General features: G+C 41.2%; 17 protein-coding genes. 9 read left to right on the top strand and 8 right to left on the bottom strand.

The window, feature by feature from the left end:
- Positions 1-146 precede the first annotated feature (146 nt).
- From IEV39_RS01370 to IEV39_RS18590, 3 genes are all read left to right on the top strand, one after another.
- Positions 147-1202, top strand: a complete 1056-nt coding sequence (locus IEV39_RS01370) for an OmpW/AlkL family protein (protein WP_171067877.1) — start codon at positions 147-149, stop codon at positions 1200-1202.
- A gap of 165 nt (positions 1203-1367) precedes the next feature.
- Entirely contained in the window at positions 1368-2573 is a 1206-nt protein-coding gene (locus IEV39_RS01365; protein ID WP_005287820.1) for an MFS transporter, read from the top strand.
- Positions 2566-2700, top strand: coding sequence for a hypothetical protein (locus tag IEV39_RS18590; protein ID WP_005231546.1), 135 nt, complete (start codon positions 2566-2568; stop codon positions 2698-2700). The genes IEV39_RS01365 and IEV39_RS18590 overlap by 8 nt, the downstream gene beginning before the upstream one ends.
- Before the next feature lie 199 nt (positions 2701-2899).
- Here IEV39_RS18590 and IEV39_RS01360 read toward each other — a convergent pair whose 3' ends face one another.
- Positions 2900-4081, bottom strand: coding sequence for a trypsin-like peptidase domain-containing protein (locus tag IEV39_RS01360; protein ID WP_005231547.1), 1182 nt, complete (start codon positions 4079-4081; stop codon positions 2900-2902).
- A gap of 187 nt (positions 4082-4268) precedes the next feature.
- Here IEV39_RS01360 and IEV39_RS01355 point away from each other — a divergent pair, with 187 nt between their 5' ends.
- The 3 genes from IEV39_RS01355 (at position 4269) to sodB (ending at position 6838) form a co-directional block, all read left to right on the top strand.
- Positions 4269-5027 carry a Nif3-like dinuclear metal center hexameric protein gene (locus IEV39_RS01355; RefSeq protein WP_005287824.1) on the top strand — a complete coding sequence of 253 codons (759 nt, stop codon included), beginning with the start codon at positions 4269-4271 and terminating at the stop codon, positions 5025-5027.
- A 333-nt stretch (positions 5028-5360) separates the two neighbouring features.
- Positions 5361-5984, top strand: a complete 624-nt coding sequence (locus IEV39_RS01350; protein WP_005287827.1) for a superoxide dismutase — start codon at positions 5361-5363, stop codon at positions 5982-5984.
- Between the two features lie 227 nt (positions 5985-6211).
- Complete coding sequence (sodB, locus tag IEV39_RS01345) at positions 6212-6838, top strand: superoxide dismutase SodB (RefSeq protein WP_005231550.1); 627 nt, start codon at positions 6212-6214, stop codon at positions 6836-6838.
- 301 nt (positions 6839-7139) lie between these two features.
- Here the strand turns inward: sodB and IEV39_RS01340 are convergent, their stop codons facing one another.
- Positions 7140-8744: an isocitrate lyase gene (locus IEV39_RS01340; protein ID WP_004773636.1), complete on the bottom strand. Its 1605-nt coding sequence runs from the start codon at positions 8742-8744 to the stop codon at positions 7140-7142.
- Between the two features lie 529 nt (positions 8745-9273).
- Here IEV39_RS01340 and IEV39_RS01335 point away from each other — a divergent pair.
- Together IEV39_RS01335 and paeA are read left to right on the top strand one after the other, a co-directional pair.
- A complete protein-coding gene (locus IEV39_RS01335; protein WP_004773639.1) occupies positions 9274-10263 on the top strand; it encodes a LysR family transcriptional regulator in 990 nt (329 codons plus the stop codon).
- Positions 10264-10407: 144 nt separating this feature from the next.
- The gene (gene paeA, locus IEV39_RS01330) at positions 10408-11736 is read left to right on the top strand and encodes a polyamine export protein PaeA (RefSeq protein WP_005287830.1); all 1329 of its coding nucleotides are present in this window, start codon (positions 10408-10410) and stop codon (positions 11734-11736) included.
- Positions 11737-11774: 38 nt separating this feature from the next.
- Here paeA and IEV39_RS01325 read toward each other — a convergent pair whose 3' ends face one another.
- Together IEV39_RS01325 and IEV39_RS01320 are read right to left on the bottom strand one after the other, a co-directional pair.
- On the bottom strand, positions 11775-12038 hold the full coding sequence (locus tag IEV39_RS01325) for a ribosomal protein L7/L12 (RefSeq protein ID WP_005287832.1): 264 nt from the start codon (positions 12036-12038) through the stop codon (positions 11775-11777).
- A 56-nt stretch (positions 12039-12094) separates the two neighbouring features.
- Positions 12095-12610 (bottom strand): hypothetical protein, encoded by a 516-nt coding sequence (locus tag IEV39_RS01320; protein WP_005287835.1) that lies wholly within the window; start codon positions 12608-12610, stop codon positions 12095-12097.
- Positions 12611-12826: 216 nt separating this feature from the next.
- Between IEV39_RS01320 and IEV39_RS01315 the strand changes: the two genes are divergently transcribed.
- Complete coding sequence (locus IEV39_RS01315) at positions 12827-13384, top strand: DUF2239 family protein (protein WP_167510604.1); 558 nt, start codon at positions 12827-12829, stop codon at positions 13382-13384.
- A 48-nt stretch (positions 13385-13432) separates the two neighbouring features.
- Here the strand turns inward: IEV39_RS01315 and IEV39_RS01310 are convergent, their stop codons facing one another.
- The 4 genes from IEV39_RS01310 to IEV39_RS01295 form a co-directional block, all read right to left on the bottom strand.
- Positions 13433-13789: a hypothetical protein gene (locus IEV39_RS01310; protein WP_005287845.1), complete on the bottom strand. Its 357-nt coding sequence runs from the start codon at positions 13787-13789 to the stop codon at positions 13433-13435.
- Positions 13790-13878: 89 nt separating this feature from the next.
- Positions 13879-15492: a sulfate adenylyltransferase subunit CysN gene (cysN, locus tag IEV39_RS01305; RefSeq protein ID WP_005287848.1), complete on the bottom strand. Its 1614-nt coding sequence runs from the start codon at positions 15490-15492 to the stop codon at positions 13879-13881.
- A gap of 83 nt (positions 15493-15575) precedes the next feature.
- Positions 15576-16484 (bottom strand): sulfate adenylyltransferase subunit CysD, encoded by a 909-nt coding sequence (gene cysD, locus IEV39_RS01300; RefSeq protein ID WP_005231558.1) that lies wholly within the window; start codon positions 16482-16484, stop codon positions 15576-15578.
- A 322-nt stretch (positions 16485-16806) separates the two neighbouring features.
- Positions 16807-18270 carry a capsule assembly Wzi family protein gene (locus tag IEV39_RS01295; protein WP_005287857.1) on the bottom strand — a complete coding sequence of 488 codons (1464 nt, stop codon included), beginning with the start codon at positions 18268-18270 and terminating at the stop codon, positions 16807-16809.
- Positions 18271-18325: the final 55 nt, after the last annotated feature.

Genomic DNA, 18325 nt, shown 5'->3' with positions numbered 1-18325 from the left:
TAATTTCTTCATCAATTTATCTAAATCAAACAATTTTTTTCATAAGCATAACAATTATAAATTTTAACTAAACAAAGTAGGTCAAAAAAAGAGTTATCGTGGGCGCAAGAAAAATCCTTACAAACTTTAGGACATGGAGTCCCAAGATGATGAAGAAGTCATTTGCTTGCCTGCTTACAGGCTTATGTGCCCTGCCAACAATTACTTTCGCAGACTCACCATATTTCAGTCTAAAAGATGGTGATGGGTTTAAACGCTTTTCAGTTTCTGCGGGTTGGTTGCATGCCATGCCGCAAGGATCTGCCAATCCAATTGATATCAATACCAGTGTTGCTGAAGGCACTAAATCTAAAGTCGGAGAAGTATCTAAACAAGCTGTACTTGCTGCTGCAGTAAAAGAGTCAAATCCTATAGCTTATGGTGCAATTCAAGCATGGCCTACCAGTACAGTACCAGCTTTTACTACGGGTACAGCTACAATTAACGGACTTTCTAACTGGAAAAGTGAAGGAACCGGCTTAGAGGCTGATGATGTTGATACCGTAGGTATTATGGCCAATTATCATTTTACTGATAATGTTTCTTTAGAAATTAAAGCAGGGATTCCACCAAAGGTTGATATCAAAGGAAAAGGCGATATCTATGCACCTTTAAATGGTTCAGCAAGCACTATCCTTGGTAATATTGATTTAAGACAAGACCTACATATTACCGACCTTACCCAAGGTGATAAAGCTGCCACCGCACGCGCTTGGTTACCAGCTTTTGAATTACACTATCAATTCGGCAAATCAGGCGTCAATAAATTCCGTCCTTATGTTGGTGCGGGTGTCATGTATGCCTATTTTAATGATTTAAAAATGAATTCAGGGATCGAATCAGACTTAATCAAAGCAGGCCACATGATCCAGAATATTCATGACGGCAAAGCAGGTGCAGCTTTAGATAATAAAACTTCTTCCGCAGATCCTGTAGTAAAACTCAAGGCAACTGACACCTTTGCCCCGATTGTGACTGTAGGTGCAACTTATGACTTTAATCCAAACTGGTTTGCCGTTGGTTCTGTGTCTTATTCAAAAATGAATAATGAAGCAAAAATCTCTGTGACTGATCGTAATACAGGCAAAGAGTTGATCCGCGCCAATACCAAAATTGATATCGATCCATTAATCACCTATGTCGGTGTCGGCCATCGTTTCTAAGTGTATTAGCTCATCAAAAAGCAGCTTTCGCTGCTTTTTTATTTCCTGAGATTTCTAATACTAAACAATTTAATCAAACAAATAGAACTCTAATCTTTTTTAGAATCGAAATATAGACAGAAGTATTTTAAAATACTTTTCACTTATTCCTTGATCATAACAACAATGTCAAAGCCACAATTCTCAAAACAGTTGATCTATATGCTGATAGGAAGTGCACTGATCCTCGCACTTTCGCTGGGCGTACGTCATGGCTTCGGTTTATACCTGGTCCCGATGAGCGACGCATTTGGCTGGGGACACCATATTTTTAGTTTTGCCATTGCCTTACAAAACTTGATCTGGGGTGCGGCCCAACCTTTCACAGGTGCAATTGCCGATAAATATGGCACCAAGAAAGTGGTTGCAGCAGGCGGCGTGCTCTATGCGATTGGCTTGGTGATGATGGCATTTAGCTCGACCGGAGTTCTGCTAAATCTTAGTTTAGGGCTTGTCATTGGACTGGCTTTATCTGCGACCTCATTTACAGTGCTGCTTTCAGCCGTTGGTCGTGCAGCTCCGCCAGAAAAACGCAGTATGGTGATGGGGATTGCCAGTGCAGCAGGATCATTCGGTCAATTTATCATGTTGCCATCCACCCTACTGTTACTCAAAAGTATAGGCTGGTCCTCCGCACTACTCGTCAGTGCATTCGCGATTGCATTCATTGTCCCGTTGGCATGGTTATTAAAATCCCCTACTTCGACCGCACCGAAGGCACTGAATCAACCCAGTCTCGGCTTTAAACAGGTTCTTAACATTGCCAGCAAACATAAACCGTTCTGGTGGTTATCCTTAGGTTTTCTGGTCTGCGGCTTTCAGGTGGTATTCTTAGGAGTGCATTTACCGGGTTATTTGATCGATCATGGCTTTGATGCCACCACAGGCACCATATTTTTAGCACTGGTAGGCCTGTTCAATATTGTGGGGACCTATGGGGCTGGCTGGTTAGGCGATCGTTATTCAAAACCGAAACTGCTGATGTTACTGTACGGTTTACGTGGCATCGCAATCATTGCCTTCCTGTTATTACCCCTGAGTATATTTACCGTTTATAGTTTTGGGATCATCATGGGATTACTCTGGCTTTCAACGGTGCCATTAACCAATGGTATTGTTGCCAATATGTTTGGCGTAAAATATTTATCGATGTTGAGTGGCATTGTGTTTTTTACTCACCAAATCGGTTCATTTTTTGGAGGCTGGCTAGGGGGTATCAACCACGACATGACCGGCAACTACAATATGATCTGGCTTGCCTGCTTGCTATTAAGTGCTTTTGGCGTGGTGATTCATCTGTTCGTCAATGAAGAGGCCATTATTCATGACTAATCTTGAACGAAATTTTAAAATTTTACTGATGGGCTTTATTCTTGGTTTAATTAGCCTTTCAATCTTGATCTGGTTTCAAACGCCTGATCTATTTGAATATTTCAATCAGGCATTTTGTGCCCACTAAATACGTATTTCCAAGTTTCACACTTGTCATTGAATCATCAAAAATTTGTCATAAAACGATAAAATTTGCATGATTTAATGAAAAATAAAAACACCTATAAAATGCAAAAAAGCTTGTTGACCCCAGCGCCAACAAGCTTTTTTATTGTAGCCATAAAAAGGGCCGCTTTAAGCGACCCTCTCTGCTAAAACCATCGTGATTAAGGATGTTTCGGTAAAGGTATATATTGAGATTGCGTATTTTGCTGTACTTTACGCTCTCCCACCTTCACTTGGAGCGTTTGCTGCTTGCCTTCTCGCTCCACGATCACATCAATCAGACTACCCGGCGCTTGCAATGCCACATAATTAATTAAATGCGAAGCGGAAGAAATCTGTTCGTTATTGACCTGGATAATCTTGTCACCACGTTTAATGCCTGCCGTATCTGATGGTCCGTCACGCAATACATCAGCCACGGTAACCCCAATCGGTTTTGTTGCCAGAACATCCTCTTCAATGGTATTTGGAATCAGGCTAATACCCAACCAGCCTCGTACCACACGGCCATCTTTCAGGATTGAATTAAGCACTTGCTGACAAACCTTGGCAGGAATAGCGAAACCAATTCCCAAGGAACCGCCAGATTGAGAGAAAATTGCAGTATTGACACCAATCAGGTTGCCCGCCACATCAATCAATGCACCACCCGAGTTCCCCGGATTAATGGCAGCATCGGTTTGAATAAAGTCTTCGTAGGTATTGATTCCCAAGTCAGAACGACCTGTGGCAGAAATAATCCCTTGGGTTACAGTTTGACCGACACCAAATGGATTACCAATCGCAAGTACCACATCACCCACTTCGTTACCACTCAGCTTAAATGGCAGCACTGGCAGATTATCTAATTCGATCTTGATCACAGCCAGATCTGTATCTGGATCTGTACCAATCACTTTGGCTTCAGCACGACGGCCATCATGCAATGCCACCACAATATGTTCAGCCTGAGCAATCACATGATTATTGGTAAGAATATAACCATCTGCACGTACAATCACCCCTGAACCCAGACTGTTTTCATTTTGAGGCTGTTGCGGCATTTGATTGCCAAAGAACTCGCGAAATACAGGATCATTCAATAATGGATGATTCATCTGTTTGACTTTCTGCGTGGTAAAAATATTCACCACAGCAGGTGCAGCCACTTTGACTGCAGCACTATAGGAAACCACCCCACCGGCACGTGATGTATCAATGAGAGGCTCAACCTTTTCTGCCGGCATTTTTACCCCATCAGCCGCAACAGTCGGTTTCGGTTGATGTGATTTCTGCCAAGCCAGAAAACTAACGATAACAAGAATGAGTAATACCCAAGGTAACCATGTAAATGCACGGCGCACGTCTATTATCCTCTAGGCGAAATTATGTGATGTACGTAATTTATTGAAGAACTGGAAGTTTCCACTATTGTAAAGTAAATTGCTTAAAATCAATGCAAAAGTTAAAAAAGTTTTGTCTAGCTTTAGTTACATTTAAAAATATGTTTTTATTGAGCTCTAACAAGCTGTTAATCATTTGAGGAATCGCATGGCAAATGTGCAAGATATTGTGCACTGGTGTAATCAGACTTTAAAAGCAAACGAGTTTAAAGACTACGCACCAAATGGCTTACAAATTGAAGGCAAAACTGAAGTCAATAAAATTTTATGCGCCGTGACCGCTTCTGAGGATGCAATTGATGCCGCGATTGCTCAACAGGCGGACGTCTTACTGGTGCATCATGGCTACTTCTGGAAAGGCGAACCCTATCCGATTACAGGGATGCGTGGCAACCGTATCAAAAAACTGATTCAAAATAATATTTCCTTGATTGCCTATCACCTGCCACTAGATGCGCATCCGACTTTAGGCAATAACGTCGCCATTGCCGATTTGTTGGAGCTAAACGATCTGGAAGCATTAGATCCAAGTGAAAAGCACCCTATCGGCAACATTGGTTATTTAGACCATGCACTGAGCCCTGAGCAATTTAAAGCAAAGTTACAAGCTGTCTTTGATTTTAATGTGATTCATTTACCGAGCGATAAAACTGCAATCAAAAAAGTAGGCTTCTGTACAGGCGGCGCACAAGACTTTATTGCCAAGGCTGCTCAAGCAGAGTGCGATGCTTATATTTCAGGTGAAGTTAGTGAACGCACTTTCTATGAGGCCAAAGAGTTAGGGGTTCACTATTTTGCTTGCGGCCATCATGCCACTGAACGTTATGGCGTACAGCGCTTGGCACAGGCCATTGCAATCCAGTTTGCCATTGAATCTGAGTATTTTGAGCTCAACAATCCAATTTAAGCCGATGCACGGATAAAGGAGTGAAATTCATTTCATTCCTTTACCTGATTTTTATTTTCCAATTTCTGCTCCCATCGATTCATTTCTGGTCGCTTAATGATGCAGGGTTCTCATCGTATAGCTGCTCATCTCTATAGTGATAATTTTAAATACATAACCACTTCTAGATTCCCCTCTCTTAATCGACTGATAAATAAAATTTATTTTTTAACTCATATCATATAGATAAAAGCAAATTAAAAGATATTGATTCTCATTTGCTTTTAAAACAATAATGAAAGCGCTTTAATCTATCGTTATAAAACCACATTGATTAGAAAAGGAATCGAACACATGGCTTATTCTTTACCTGCACTGCCTTATGCCTATGATGCACTTGAACCCAATATCGATACCAAAACCATGGAAATTCATCATAGCAAACACCATCAGACCTATATCAATAATATTAATGGCGCAATTCAAGGCACGGTATGGGAAAAATTTCCTGTAGAGGAGCTAGTCGCCAAAGTGAATCAAGTTCCAGCAGACCTTAAACACATGGTGATCAATAATGCTGGCGGACATGCCAACCATTCACTGTTCTGGACCGTTATGAGCCCACACGGTGGTGGTGAACCGACAGGTGATATTGCAAAAGCCATTGACCAGCAACTCGGTGGTTTTGATGCATTTAAAGAGGCATTTACCAAAGCCGCGATTAGCCGTTTCGGAAGTGGCTGGGCATGGCTGAGTGTCACACCTGAAGGTAAAATTGTGGTGGAAAGCAGTGCCAATCAGGACTCACCCCTGATGCATGGTCATACCCCTATTTTAGGACTTGATGTATGGGAACATGCCTATTATCTAAAATATCAAAACCGTCGACCTGAATATATTGCGGCTTTTTATAATGTGGTGGACTGGGATGAGGTCAATCGCCGCTACCATGCGGCTTTAACAGCAATAAAAAATTGATTTTAAATAATAAAGTTAAAAACTTCTGCTTGAACAACGTAGATTAGAGCCAGCTCAAAGATAATCTAAAATAATCATTGGCTCTAATTCTATCTTGTGTATGGTATATGTCTCAGATGGAAATTTTTTGCATATTTTGTGTATTAAAAGACTGCCCTATTGCATGCAGAATCATTTACAATAAAAACACTTAATGTAAAACCCAGCAAATTTGCAAGGAATGAAACATGACAACCATTACTTTACCTGCACTTCCATATGGCTATGATGATCTAGCGCCACATATCACTCGCGAAACTTTAGAATACCATCACGACAAACACCACAATACTTATGTTGTTAACTTAAACAACTTAATCAAAGGTACTGATCTTGAAGGTAAAACTTTAGAAGAAATCATCAAGGCTTCTGCTGGTGATGCATCTAAAGCTGGTATCTTCAACAATGCTGCTCAAGTATGGAACCACACATTCTACTGGAACAGCATGAAGCCAAACGGTGGTGGTAAACCTACAGGCGCGATTGCAGCGAAAATTGACGAAGCATTTGGTAGCTACGAAAAATTTGCAGAAGAATTCACTGCTGCTGCAACAACTCAATTCGGTTCAGGTTGGGCTTGGTTAGTTGCTGACGAAGTAAACGGTAAATTATCAATTACTAAAACTTCAAATGCAGACACGCCGCTTGCGCACGGTCAAATCGCTGTATTAACAATCGACGTTTGGGAACACGCTTACTATATCGACTTCCGTAACTTACGTCCAAAATACATCGCGACTTTCTTAGAAAGCCTGGTTAACTGGGACTATGCAAATGCAAAACTTGCAGGTCAACCAGCAGGTGTTGAGAAATAATTTATTATTTCTGCAATAAAAAAAACTGCCCTTATAGGGCAGTTTTTTTTATATCTGTTGATTGAATGATCGGTCTGCTGAACAGTTGATTTCAAAGAGTTCTATCTGAGACTTGAGTCTGCTGAACAGAGGTTAATCAACCATGCAAATAATAGAAATGGTTAAATAGATCCTACTCAATATAATTAAAAATAGAACAATCTATTTTTTAGAGAGCCGAACATTCATCTGGCCTTAAGCAATGATGTAAACAATAAAAAACCCTGCTTTCGCAGGGTTTTTTATTGAATCAGTTCAGTGCTTAGTGAGCAGCGAATTGGTTCATTGTGTTTTTAGCATCATCATGTGCTTTAAGCGCATTGTCACCAGAGAAGATTTCTTTGTGATCATCACCGATGTCAGAACCCGCCATTGCTTGGTGTTTAACACAAGCGATACCGCCACGGATTTCTTTACGTTGTACGCCAGCAACATAAGCCAACATACCTTCAGTACCGAAGTAACCTTGTGCAAGCTCATGTGTAGAAAGAGCAGCAGTGTGGTAAGTCGGAAGTGTGATCAAGTGATGGAACACACCTGCTTCACGAGAAGCATCTGCTTGGAAAGTACGGATCTTAGCGTCAGCATCAGCAGCTAATTCAGTATTGTCATACTCAGCGCTCATTAATTTAGCACGGTCGTAAGCAGAAACGTCTTTACCTTCAGCAACCCAACGGTCGTAAGCTTGTTGACGGAAGTTTAAAGTCCAGTTGAATGATGGGCTGTTGTTATAAACAAGCTTCGCATTTGGAACTGTTTCACGTACACGGTTAACCATGTGAGCGATTTCTTCTACGTTTGGAGTCGCAGTTTCGATCCAAAGAAGGTCAGCACCATTTTGAAGGCTAGATACACAGTCAAGTACCACACGGTCAATTTGAGTGTCAGGACGGAACTGATATAAGCCAGAAGCTAAACGCTTAGGACGGTGTAATTTACCATCACGCTTGATCAGGATTTCATCTTCTTGAGCATCAGCGATGTCAATTTCAGTTGTATCCAAGTAGCTGATGTATTGAGAAGCGATGTCGCCTGGCTCTTTAACCACTGGGATTTTTTGAGTCAAGTCAGCGCCTTCAGAGTCAGTACGTGCAACGATGATACCATCATCAAGACCCATTTCTAAGAATGCATAACGTAATGCATGGATTTTAGCGATGAAGTCTTCGTGTGGAACAGTTACTTTACCAGCTTGGTGACCACATTGTTTTGCATCAGATACTTGGTTTTCGATTTGAAGTGCACATGCACCCGCTTCGATCATTTTCTTCGCAAGTAAGTAAGTCGCTTCTTCGTTACCGAAACCAGCATCGATGTCCGCAATAATTGGCACAACGTGAGTTTCAAAGTTGTCGATTTGAGCAGTGATTTCAGCTGCTTTAGCAGTATCACCCGCTTCTTGAGCTTTTTTAAGTGCACGGAATAAATCGTTTAATTCTTTTGCGTCAGCTTGACGTAAGAAAGTGTAGATTTCTTCGATCAACGCAGGAACAGAAGTTTTTTCATGCATTGATTGGTCAGGAAGTGGACCAAATTCTGAACGAAGTGCAGCAACCATCCAACCAGAAAGGTAGATATAGCGACGTTCAGTTGTACCGAAGTATTTTTTGTTCGCGATCATTTTTTGTTGAGCGATGAAACCATGCCAGCAACCTAATGATTGAGTATATTTGCTAGAATCGGCATCATAAGCAGCCATATCACGACGCATAATCGCAGCTGTGTATTTCGCAATGTCTAAACCAGTTTTGAAACGGTTTTGTAGTTGCATGCGAGCAGCATCTTCAGGACTAATATCTGCCCAAGTGTTGCCAAATTTTGCTTTTAATTCGCGGATTGCATCAATCGCTGTTTGATATGTAGTCATGATCTATTCCTTTGAGGATTGGCATCGAACGGGGGCTAAAAATCCTGATTGTATTTAGTCTAGATTTCAAGCACCTCATCAACATGTCTCAAAGCTTAGTCTTTGGCAAGAGATTTAGCCAATATTCTAGCTTAATCTTCGGTATTTTCTTAGAAAATGTATGTATAGGCTTTTATCAAAAACTTTAAAAATACAACGTAAGCAATTGTTTTTAATTAATTTTTAAAATACACTAAAATGCGTAAAAACCCTTTTTCAGGCTATTTTTCTAGACTGGTCAGTTCAAAAAATACGGTAAAACAAGTGTTCAAATCATAAAAATATTTAATTTTTTAGCGCATTTTACTGGTGTTACAAACAACAATTGTATCAAAGTTGAGCATGACCCGATCAATAAGTGCACCCGATATTTCAAGCGGCTTTATATGCTTTGGCGCTGTTGCTTTTATGTAGGATTAAGTTACACAAAAGGCTTTAGATATGTCATAATTCAACACAATTTAAGGATTTTATTTTCGGTATTTTTTTTATGAATCTGGAGCGGGTCGATCTTAATTTATTAATTTATCTTGACGTACTTCTTCGTGAAAAAAATGTCACACGCGCCGCAGAGCAACTCGGTGTTACCCAGCCTGCGATGAGTAATATTTTACGTCGTTTACGTAATCTGTTTAATGACCCCCTCCTGATTCGCTCTTCTGAAGGCATGACGCCGACTGAGCGTGCATTAGAATTACAACCGCGTATTCGCGATGCGCTCTCAGATCTTTCCATGATTCTGGAGCCACGTACCGAATTCCGTCCTTATACCAGTACGCGCGTGTTCCGTATCATGACCTCGGATTATGCCGAAGCAACCTTAGTGCCTCGCCTGGTCAAGGCATTGCGTTCAGAAGCACCCAATGTGGTACTGGATTTCTTGACGCCGAGTGATGTGTCTTATCGGGACATGGAGCAAGGTAAAGTAGATCTTGCCATTAACCGCTTCAATGAAATTCCACAAAGCTTCCATCAGGTTCTGGTTTGGCGTGATAGCTTTAGCTGTATTTTAAATGACAAACACCCTGCTGTAACCCACTTAAATCTGAAAAGCTATTTAGATGCACAGCATATCTGGGTATCAAAGACCGGTATGGGGGTGGGTTTCGGTGTGAATCCGGATAAACAGGCGGGACTCGGCTGGATTGATCAGGCGTTGGAGCGTATTGGTCAACGTCGTAAAATTTCAGTGTTTACCCGTCACTATCAAATGCCAGCATTGTTAGCGCAAAATGTAGATTTGATTGCTACCCTGCCAACCCGTATGGCGCGTTTGCAAACCCAAAATCCAAAGCTGGTTATAAAGGATCCTCCATTTTATATTCCTGAGTTTGAATTAAAAATGGCATGGTGTCCGTTATTACATCATCATCCTGCCCACCGCTGGTTAAGACAGCTGATTCTGTTTGTGGCACGACAAATGATTGAAGAAGAGAATCGTGAATTTCTCTTAAATAACTCACAATTTTCACAATACTAAAAATATTGCTCTATAATCATATTTAATTTCGAATGGATATGCTTGTTTGCTCAGCAAAACTGTTATTACGAGGTAATGATTTGATTACCTCTGTTCTTTTTTGTGTTACAACATATTCATAATAATATGCAACACAGGTGATGTGTGAGTCTCTTCCAGAATATTATTGTTATCGCCCTGCTGATTTCAGCAGCAGGCTTTTTATCACTCACAGAAATTGCTCTCGCTGGCGCTAGAAAAGTTAAATTAAAAATTTTGGCCGAATCTGGCGAAACCCGCGCTCAAAAAGTTTTAGATCTACAAGAACAATCCGCTGATTTCTTCGCAGCCTCGCAAATCGGTTTAAATGCCGTTGCAATCCTCGGCGGTATTCTCGGTGAAGCTGCCTTCCGACCATTCTTTGTTGATCTGATTGTGAAGTTTTATGCAGGTCCTTGGCTAGAAACCATTGGTTTTGCCCTCTCCTTTACCATGGTCACCTCTTTGTTCATTCTGTTTGCTGATCTGATGCCAAAACGTTTGGCCATGATTGCGCCAGAAAAAATTGCCATTAGCGTCATCGAGCCGATTCAGATTTTTATTAAAATCTGCAAACCTCTGGCTTGGGGCATCAATGCAATTGCCAATCTGTTATTCCGCTTATTCAAAGTCAATACCATCCGTGACGACAATATTACCTTTGATGATATTTCAGCAGTCATGGACGCAGGCGCACAAGCTGGGGTGCTACAAAAGCAGGAACATCATTTTATTGAAAATGTATTTGAACTGGAGGAACGTACTGTTCCTTCAAGTATGACCACCCGTGAAAATGTGGTGTTTTTTACCCTGACAGAACCTGAAGATAGTATTCGTCAAAAACTGGGTGAATATCCGTATTCAAAGTTTCTCGTCTGTAATGAACATATTGATCAGGTGATTGGCTATGTCGACGCCAAAGATATTCTGGTGCGTATTCTGAACAAACAATCTTTCACACAACTGAATGAATCGACCATTCGTAATGTGTTAATGATTCCAGATACCCTGACCCTGTCTGAATTGCTCGACCGCTTCCGCTCGACCAAAGAGAAATTTGCGGTCGTGATTAATGAATATGCGCTAGTGGTCGGGGTGATTACACTAAGCGACATCATGATCACCGTCATGGGCGATTGGGTAACGCCAATGGATGAAGAACAGCAGATCATTAAGCGTGATAATCATTCCTGGCTCATTGATGGGGGCACACCGATTGAAGACGTCAAACATGTTCTGGAAATTGAAGAATTTCCTGAAAATGAGAATTATGAAACCATTGCCGGCTTTATCATGTATCGCCTACGCAAGATCCCGCGTCCTGCAGATGCCGTAGAATATGCAGGCTTCAAGTTTGAAGTGGTCGATATTGACCATTATAAAATTGACCAGTTATTGGTGACACAAGTTTTACCGAGTCAGGAAAATGATGCGATTATCCAGTCTGAAGACTAAGTAAAAGTCAAAAAAAAAGCCCGTTTGACGGGCTTTTTTTATTTCATGATCCACCAGATCAGAATGGTCAACAACACCACAATAAAGACCACAACCTTTACACCACCACGGCTACGCTGTGCCACCTGTTCCTGCACACGTGCCTGTTCTTGTGGATGGGCTTGCAAATACTGGTCAATTAAATCCTTTGATTCCTTTAACCCCAACCCAGTTTTCTCACGAGTAATCTTGATGGCCTCAATCAGTTGCCCTTCACGTAACACATCTAATGCTTCAGGTGGAATATGAGGTAATGAACTCATAAACTAACATTCCTTGTTATGTTTGATTGATGAGTAGAACTGGCGTTTATCCGCGCTTAGTTTCCACCTAGTTGTGCCAATAAGGTATCTAATGTCGCCTGATAATGGATGCTAATATCTTCGGCTAGAATCTTGTATGCATTGTCAAATTGAACCATTGGCCAGCCCTCTTTCCAGAATGGAAAAATATTGTGCAGGTCATGGGTTACTGTCGCATCTTCACGACCAATAGCCTGTGCAACCTGAGCCAATACCTGTGCAGTTTCTGCACCATCAATCGCTAAATAATCAATGCCACGAGCTTTTAAAATACGGATACGGTCTTTTTTATAACGAATTTTTTTAGCCTGACCTGAATTCAGACCCAATGCCAAAGTCACAGCTTCGACAAATTTGTCCTCAAAGCTGGTATTCAGTGCAACCAAAGCCTGTTTATGTGCTTCTTGACGCCCAGCTTTCCCCCCATTACGGATCATCTCATTTGCTTCCGTATCCAGCTTATCTTTTTTCATAGACTGTAAAATGTCTAAAATTTCGATATCGCTTAAAGATTCAGGAGATTGCTCAATCATGGGAGTCCTAATACACAAAAATAAAAAAACATTGTCTCATAAAAGCGCGATCAACGCAGAATAAAAATGAAAATTGGCATTCTATCTGCATTATTTTTTTAGATCGGTTTTCCAGAATTTAGCCTAACTGGCTTAAATCCCTTTTTAGAAAATGGATCAATATATTTGCTAATTTATTTTTACCCTGGTAATATTATTTTACCCGTATAAAACTATGTGAATAAAATGAATACTCAACCGACCTATACTGCTTTTTCAGGCTATACGCTGATTGCCCAAGCGCAACTTGCTGACATTGCATTAAAGCTCAAACAACTTGGTGAAACTGCCGAGACGATCCTGATTTTTAATGATCAAACAGGTCGACAGATCGACCTTGACCTTTCAGGTGCTGAGCAACAGATTCAGCAGCGCTACAGCGAACCTGAACCGGAAAAGAAAGTTGGTCGTCCAAAACTCGGTGTGATCTCTCGTGAAATTACCTTACAGAAGAAACACTGGGACTGGTTAGATCAACAGAGTGCCAGTGCATCTGCAGTGATTCGCAAACTGATTGATAAGGAGCTAAATGATCCAGCCTCTGAAAGTAATATCATGCTGGCTAAACAAGCCACTGATCGCGTTATGTCGGCAATGTTAGGCAATATGCCCAACTACGAAGAAGCAACTCGCGCGTTATATCAAGGTGATCGGGTAGTCTTTTTGAAAATGATTCAGGATTATCCTAAAGATCTAAAAGAATATTTAATTCAAAAAACCCAAAATATTTTTTAATTTTTTGATTGTTCCGCCTTTTCGATAAGTGGAACAATCAGACTTAACCTATAAATCATCTTCATCACTTATTGAAGATGTCATTTTCATATCAATATTTTTATAATCAACTTTCTGCAAACAACTTAGACATCTCTCTTTCAATTCATCAATCATTTTCTGTTGCTTTACCTCTCCACCATCAAAGTTAGATAAAGCATCAATCTCATCAAAACATGCAATTACATATTTTAGATCGTCAGAAATTATTGTGGATTTTAAGAATTCATTAGAAAAGCTCGACCTTGTTAAAGACCATATTCCAGCTTCAGGAGAAAGAACACCCTGTTTCATTCCCTCTAAAACTCCTAGAGCTAGTGAAGCGATATAGAATTCAGCATTTTTATTAAGGGTTTCAAGTTTCATCTATTAGAAATGTAGTTATATAAAAATATAGAGTATACACAATACAAAAAAACCCGCTCACGCGGGTTTTTTCAAATCAGTTCTGCCTATTAAAGACGAACCAACTCCACAACTTTCTCAGCTGCTTCTTCAACCGTTTCAGCCGTGATTTCTGTATCCGTACCTTCAACAGTTGTGGTAACAATCACCACACCTGTTTCACGTAATAATGCAATTTGCTCAGCCGTTAAATTGGCTTTTGCAATCGCAACCACACCTTGCTGAATCAATAGACTCTCTAAAGCTTGAGCTTTCTCAATCAACGATGCAGACACACCAATCACCGCAGGCTTTTGACCTAAACGCGCCGCACGATCTTCCGCAGTCACAGGATTACTATCTGCAGTCCATTCAACTGCCGCTTCAACCATACCTGCACCAACCGTGACATTGCTTAAACGGTCAATAAAGATAAATGAACCGGTATAACGGCTATCTTGGTATTGATCAAACACGACTGGCGCATCAAACTCAACCACAACATCTGCAATGGCATTCAACTCAAGCTCTTCAACTTGCGTATGTTCCAATGTATTGACATTGACACGGAAGTTAATCGCAGTGACTTTGGCAGGAACCGTCTGTGTACCAATTTTGACGTTGTACAGCTTGCCTTTCACCAACGGATGTTCATTCATCCAGACCACGGATGCACGTACACTACGTGAAATCAAAGGCTGCTCGCCCGCACGGACTAAAACGTTACCACGAGAAATATCAATTTCATCATTTAAGGTTAAAGTCACGGCCTGGCCTGCAACGGCCTGCTCAAGATTGCCATCAAAGGTAACAATTTCTTTTACCGTTGATCTCTTGCCTGATGGCAATGCAACAATCTCATCCCCCACACTGATTGCACCCAATGCAACCGTTCCGGCAAAACCGCGGAAATCGAGGTTTGGACGGTTTACATACTGAACCGGGAAACGGAATTCATGTTTATTTGATTCACGCTTGATTTCCACAGACTCAAGAATGCTCATCAAGGTTTGACCCTTGTACCATGGCGTACTTGCAGATGGATTCACTACGTTATCGCCATTCAATGCCGAGATTGGCACGAACAGAATATTTTCAGGGCGACGATCACCGAGTTGGCTGACAAAAGCATCATATTCAACCTGAATTTCGTTGAAACGCGCTTCCGAGAATTCAACCAGATCCATTTTATTGATCGCAACAACGATATTTTTAATCCCGAGCAAGCTTGCAATAAATGAATGACGGCGGGTTTGGGTTTGTACACCATAACGCGCATCAATCAGGATAATGGCAAGATCGGCAGTGGAAGCGCCCGTCGCCATGTTACGGGTGTATTGTTCATGTCCAGGCGTATCGGCAATGATGAACTTACGCTTTTCAGTCGAGAAATAGCGGTAAGCGACATCAATGGTAATGCCCTGCTCGCGCTCGGCCTGTAGACCATCGACCAGCAAAGCAAGGTCAGGTGCATCACCTGTCGTTCCGACTTTCTTACTATCACGTGTTACAGCTTGCAACTGATCTTCATAAATCAGTTTTGAATCGTAAAGTAAACGACCAATTAAGGTACTTTTACCATCATCGACGTTACCGCAAGTCAAAAAACGCAATAAGTCTTTTTGTTCATGTTGTTTTAAATAACCCAAGATATCTTGGCTAATAAGATCTGATTGATGAGACATTGCTCAAAACTCCACATATTCTTTAGAAATCGCTTTTAATCTCCCTAAATCCCTCTTTAAAAAGAGGGATTTACTTAAGGAAATTAGAAATAACCTTCTTGCTTTTTCTTTTCCATCGAGCCCGCTTCATCGTGATCGATCATACGACCCTGACGCTCAGAACTGGTCGCTAAAAGCATTTCCTGAATAATTTCAGGTAAGGTATCTGCTTCAGACTCAACTGCACCTGTTAACGGATAACAGCCCAGTGTACGGAAACGTACCGATTTCATTTGTGGAACTTCGCCCTCTTTTAAGCGCATACGTTCATCATCCACCATGATCAACGTACCACTGCGTTCAACCACAGGACGGACTGCAGAGAAATAAAGAGGAACAATCTGGATATTTTCCAGATAGATATATTGCCAGATATCCAGCTCGGTCCAGTTCGATAACGGGAAGACACGAATACTTTCGCCTTTGTTCACTTTACCATTGTAAAGGTTCCAAAGTTCTGGACGCTGGTTTTTAGGATCCCAACGGTGCTTACTATCACGGAACGAATAGACACGTTCCTTGGCACGTGATTTTTCTTCATCACGACGCGCGCCACCAAAAGCGGCATCAAACTGGTATTTATCCAAGGCCTGTTTTAGACCTTGGGTTTTCATGATGTCGGTATATTTTGAACTACCGTGATCAAACGGATTAATCCCCGCATCACGACCCTCTACATTTTGATGCACGATCAAATCGAAGCCGTGGGTTTTTGCCATGTTGTCACGGAACGCAATCATGTCTTTAAACTTCCAGCCCGTATCGACATGCAATAACGGAAATGGAAGTTTTGCCGGATAGAATGCCTTAAGTGCCAGATGCAGCATCACGGCTGAGTCTTTACCAATCGAGTAAAGCATTACCGGGTTTTCAAATTCAGCTGCAACTTCACGAATAATATGAATACTTTCTGCCTCAAGTTGCTTGAGGTGCGTTAATCTATTTTCAGTCATGTACAATTCCTCCTTTATCCATGCTATCCATAAAATCTATAAGTGGTATCAAACCACCACTTTGAAGACTGTGTGGAGGAACGAGTGCCATAACAACTCCAATTTTTCATGATATCGAGATTCTTACTCGTGTTACTTTCACGATCGAGTAAAGGATATTCATTATAATAATTTAGATGCAGTTCTTTAGCTTGTTTTTTCATATTGATATGCAAAATTATGATATGAAAATAAGAATATGGAATATCAAAACAATCTATTTCACATGAATAAATAAAAAAAGAAGCCCATCAGGACTTCTTTTTTATCGGCTCAGCTTTGTTTAAAAGCGGAACATTTTGGTTTCTAATGGAATTTCAACGCCTACAGAAACACCACCATCACGTCCATCACGATCTGAGTCGCTGACCCAGCCATTCACTTTCAATGGAATGGTTGGTTTTAGGTAGTGGGTCCAAGTTAAATCCAGACCTTTGATAGTATCGGCTTCAGGGAATGCAGCATTATTGTCTTGAACGCGTTGGGTCTGGCTTACTTTAGCGTAGATCACGCGCCCACCTAGGCGATTCATCACATCAAAACGGATATCTCCACCCACCGAATACATCTGACCATCACCGCCCATGGCATGACCTAGCGGGAATCCATGCTGGTAGTAACCATCAGTGTATTGATGATGGCTATAAGAAATGCCTTTGGCCTCACCATTGGTACGGGTATCTGCCCATTCTGCATAGAGTTGATACGGCATATTGTTATAGCTTGATGAGAAATCAGCACCAGCAAGGTACATATATTTTGCAGGTAGACCACCCGCTTCATCTTCACCTACAAATTGCGTATATAAACTTACTGGTAAGTTCAGTACAGGCTGCAGCAATAAACGTCCATCAAAACCAGCAATTTGGTTAGATGCATTGTCATCTCCTACACAGCCACTATCATCACAACCATTATCTTTACCAATCATTGCATTCCAATAAGCCTTAAAGCTATTCGGCTGGCCTTTGCCCCCAATTTGAATTGCTCGAGAAGCGCCAAATTCCAAATAAGGTAAAGGCTGAGCAGTAAAACGCAGCCCAATCAATTTTGTGTCTGGTACAGCTTTATAGTCATCTAATTGCCCAGCAAAAGCTTGGTACTGCCACGGCCCGATCCAAGAGAGCCATTTGGTCTCAAATGCATTTTGTACTGCACGTTGCACGGTCACGCCATACACAGGACGACTGGCATCACCACGAATCAAGCTACCATCATGTCCAGGGCCCCAATACGTTGGAATTTGACCGGCAATCACCCATTGGTTCCACAGTTTACCTGCGATATATGAACCTTCGACATTGGCATCATGACCATTATCAATCAATGGGTCTTTCTCACCATTAACACGTAGTTTGGCATCCCAGTTCTCGCCACCCGCATTAAATTCAGCAGCAATTTGATATTGGGATTTTTGATTATCACCAAAAGCTTGAGGAACCGTTTTAAGATCAGTACCTGCATGCAAACCGACTTTGACGGTGGCATTATCTGCCTGTAATGCATTCAATACAGAGTTAATTACTTTCTGCTGCGTATTATTGCTTACTTTTGCTTGGGATAATGCATGTTGAATCTCATCACCGCTCATTGGCCAAGTCGATGTGCTGATTTGAATGACACCTTGCTGGTTCAACCAGTTTAAATCTGTTCTTAAATTTTCATCGTTGAGTACAAGACCCTGAGCAAATACCGGGGAAGAAAGAGCAGCAAATAATGCGATACAAAGCGATTTTTTTAAAAACATGTCCAGACTGTTCTCAAATTTATTTATGGACACATGATCGTTGGTTTATGAGCAC

The sequence above is a fragment of the Acinetobacter courvalinii genome, assembly GCF_014635545.1.
Taxonomy (GTDB): domain Bacteria; phylum Pseudomonadota; class Gammaproteobacteria; order Pseudomonadales; family Moraxellaceae; genus Acinetobacter; species Acinetobacter courvalinii.
The sequence above is the reverse complement of the archived record's forward strand: the minus strand, read 5'-3'. Positions and strand labels throughout refer to the sequence as shown.

Excerpts from the sequence above, each read along its gene's own strand:
- IEV39_RS01335 (WP_004773639.1), top strand. The coding sequence starts at position 9,274 with ATGAATCTGGAGCGGGTCGATCTTAATTTATTAATTTATCTTGACGTA.
- IEV39_RS01320 (WP_005287835.1), bottom strand. The coding sequence starts at position 12,610 with ATGATTGAGCAATCTCCTGAATCTTTAAGCGATATCGAAATTTTAGAC.
- IEV39_RS01350 (WP_005287827.1), top strand. The coding sequence starts at position 5,361 with ATGGCTTATTCTTTACCTGCACTGCCTTATGCCTATGATGCACTTGAA.
- IEV39_RS01340 (WP_004773636.1), bottom strand. The coding sequence starts at position 8,744 with ATGACTACATATCAAACAGCGATTGATGCAATCCGCGAATTAAAAGCA.
- IEV39_RS01325 (WP_005287832.1), bottom strand. The coding sequence starts at position 12,038 with ATGAGTTCATTACCTCATATTCCACCTGAAGCATTAGATGTGTTACGT.
- cysN (WP_005287848.1), bottom strand. The coding sequence starts at position 15,492 with ATGTCTCATCAATCAGATCTTATTAGCCAAGATATCTTGGGTTATTTA.
- cysD (WP_005231558.1), bottom strand. The coding sequence starts at position 16,484 with ATGACTGAAAATAGATTAACGCACCTCAAGCAACTTGAGGCAGAAAGT.
- IEV39_RS01370 (WP_171067877.1), top strand. The coding sequence starts at position 147 with ATGATGAAGAAGTCATTTGCTTGCCTGCTTACAGGCTTATGTGCCCTG.
- IEV39_RS01355 (WP_005287824.1), top strand. The coding sequence starts at position 4,269 with ATGGCAAATGTGCAAGATATTGTGCACTGGTGTAATCAGACTTTAAAA.
- IEV39_RS01310 (WP_005287845.1), bottom strand. The coding sequence starts at position 13,789 with ATGAAACTTGAAACCCTTAATAAAAATGCTGAATTCTATATCGCTTCA.
- IEV39_RS01365 (WP_005287820.1), top strand. The coding sequence starts at position 1,368 with ATGTCAAAGCCACAATTCTCAAAACAGTTGATCTATATGCTGATAGGA.
- sodB (WP_005231550.1), top strand. The coding sequence starts at position 6,212 with ATGACAACCATTACTTTACCTGCACTTCCATATGGCTATGATGATCTA.
- IEV39_RS01295 (WP_005287857.1), bottom strand. The coding sequence starts at position 18,270 with ATGTTTTTAAAAAAATCGCTTTGTATCGCATTATTTGCTGCTCTTTCT.
- IEV39_RS18590 (WP_005231546.1), top strand. The coding sequence starts at position 2,566 with ATGACTAATCTTGAACGAAATTTTAAAATTTTACTGATGGGCTTTATT.